General features: G+C 47.2%; 1 protein-coding gene and 1 pseudogene. Both read left to right on the top strand.

Annotation, left to right across the window (positions count from 1 at the left end; translation table 11 throughout):
• Positions 1-371 (top strand): reverse transcriptase domain-containing protein (locus KDK14_RS08340; protein ID WP_257264633.1); only part of this gene is annotated, 371 nt, incomplete at its 5' end.
• Positions 372-531: 160 nt separating this feature from the next.
• Positions 532-1,051 (top strand): annotated as a pseudogene (locus KDK14_RS08335) (hypothetical protein); the annotation flags it as partial.

The following is a 1,051-nucleotide window of genomic DNA, read 5'->3' as shown; positions in this document are numbered from 1 at the left end:
ATCGCATAAAATCAGGTCGATACCGGGCTCCAGCCTTACGACGCGTTTACATTCCTAAAGGGAAAGGTCAGCAACGTTCTCTGGGCATCCCAACCTTTGAGGATAAGATTGCCCAGAGAGCTGTGGCGATGCTGTTGGAACCTGTTTTCGAGCAAGATTTCTACAATTGCTCGTTTGGGTCTCGCAAGGGCAGGTCAGCGCATCATGCCTTGCAGAGTCTACGTAGTCACATAATGCGGGACGGAGGTCAATGGGTGCTTGATGTGGATATACAAAAGTACTTTGATACGATTGACCATAGCAAGCTACGACTGTTCCTTGCCAGAAGAGTAACTGATGGCGTGGTACGCAAACTGATCGTCTCTTCATGAAAAGCATGGCTGAAGGCCGGTATACTTGAGTCGGGACAGCTTTGCTACCCGACAATGGGAACCGGTGGTGTTATTTCACCATTGTTAGCCAATATCTACCTGCACTATGTACTGGATGACTGGTTTATTCAAACGCTCTTGTAGATAAAGAGTGCCCAGAATGCAGGGAAGGTGTAGCCTGACCCGTTTTGCTGATGACTTTGTCATGGTATTTCAAAATGTTGACGACTGTTGTCGAGTAGAGCGTGTCCTGCCTAAGCGCCTTGGTGTTTATGGCTTAACGCTACATCCGGAAAAGACACAGAGAATTGACTTTCGGGTTCAGTACCGAAAGGAAAACAAACGTCGTGGACTTCCGATCAATTTTGATTTCCCTGGATTCACACACTTCTGGGGTAAAACCCGGAGGGGTGGTTTTGCAATATTCCGGAAAACCGCCAAGGGGCGAGTAGCTAAAACGCTGAAATCGTTTAATGAATATTGCCGTAAACACAGACATGACTCATTAAATGAGCAGTACGCCATGTTAAACCGGAAATTACGGGGACACTTTGCGTACTTTGGCATTACAGGCAATCTCAAGGCCCTGAAAGCAGTGCATCATAAAGTACAGGAAATCTGGCACAAATGGCTGGGGCGTCGATCTCGGAAAAGCTATATTCCGTGGGAGAAATTCACCC

Source organism: Endozoicomonas sp. ONNA2 (assembly GCF_024606365.1).
Lineage (GTDB): Bacteria > Pseudomonadota > Gammaproteobacteria > Pseudomonadales > Endozoicomonadaceae > Endozoicomonas.
This window is presented reverse-complemented; position numbering and strand designations above follow the sequence as displayed.